This is a genomic window from Frankia sp. CcWB2 (assembly GCF_977927585.1).
In genome coordinates this window covers 29,605-30,843 of sequence record NZ_CDWRCM010000002.1, presented here as the reverse complement: position 1 = coordinate 30,843, position 1,239 = coordinate 29,605, and the positions used below count along the sequence as shown (strand labels likewise).

At 75.7% G+C, this 1,239-nt stretch carries 1 protein-coding gene; it reads left to right on the top strand.

Annotated elements, in window-relative coordinates:
• Positions 1-140: 140 nt before the first annotated feature.
• Positions 141-1,118, top strand: a complete 978-nt coding sequence (gene truB / locus ACY45C_RS00865; RefSeq protein ID WP_462185768.1) for a tRNA pseudouridine(55) synthase TruB — start codon at positions 141-143, stop codon at positions 1,116-1,118.
• The last annotated feature ends 121 nt before the right edge of the window (positions 1,119-1,239 follow it).

The window sequence follows — 1,239 nt, the reverse complement described above, 5'->3', positions numbered from 1 at the left end:
GCTCTCGGTGGTGGCGGCCATCGCTTCGCCGCCGGATTCTCCCGCGGGACGACGCTCGACGAGCTGATGGGCGTGCTCCGGGACGCGCTGGCGCAGGCTCCGCGCCTGGGAGGCCCGGGGAACGCGGCCCGGAGCCCGCGGTGAGCACCCGGGGGGGATCCACCCGGGGACCCGCGCGGCCGGGGGGAGCCGCATCCCGCCGGGGATCCGGGACCGGTCCCGGGCCACAGGTCGACGGGCTCGTCGTCGTGGACAAGCCGGCCGGCTGGACGTCGCACGACGTCGTCGTCAGGGCGCGGCGCATTCTCGGGCAGCGCCGGATCGGCCACGCGGGCACCCTCGATCCGATGGCGACGGGTGTGCTGGTGCTGGGAGCCGGCCGGGGAACCCGCCTGCTCGGGCATCTCGCCCTCACCGGCAAGGCGTATGACGCCACGATCCGGCTCGGCCGGACTACCACGACCGACGACGCCGAGGGCGCGCCGGTCGAGGACCGTCCGGTGGACGTCGACGCCGACCGGCTCACCCGGGCCATGGCCGCCCTCACCGGGGTGCTCGACCAGGTTCCCGCCAGCGTGAGCGCGGTCAAGGTGGGCGGGGTACGCGCGTACGCCAGGGTCCGGGCCGGCGAGGTGGTCGATCTCGCCCCACGCCGGGTGACGGTCCACCGCTTCGACCTGCTGGCGCGGCGGGCCGCGGGCGATGGGGCGGTGGACCCGGCCGGAACCGATCTGGAGGTCACGGTCGGTTGCTCCAGCGGAACGTACGTGCGGGCGCTCGCCCGTGATCTCGGGGCGGCGTTGGACTGCGGGGCGCATCTGACCGCCCTGCGGCGCACCGCCGTTGGTCCCTTCGACCTGGCGGGCGCAGTGACTCTCGACACGTTCGCCGAGCTGGGGCCGCGGGCGGTCACGTCGCTGACCGACGCGGTCGCGGCCGGCTTCCCGCGCCGCGACGTGACGGCGGAGGCGGCGGCGGACGTGTCCCATGGCCGGCGGTTGCCCCCGGTAGGACGGCCGGGCACGTACGGCGTCTTCGGTCCCGACGGGACCGTGCTGGCCCTGGTCGAGGAGACTGAGCGTGCGGTCCGGTCGCTCGTCGTCTTCGCCCCGGTCTAGTCTGGCGGCACCCGGCCGGGGCTCGGCGGCCCGACAGCGCCCCACGAGAATGTCCTAGGCTTCGCACGTGCGAACGTGGCGAGGGGCGGAGAACACGCCTGTCGAGTGGCGGGGCGGGGTC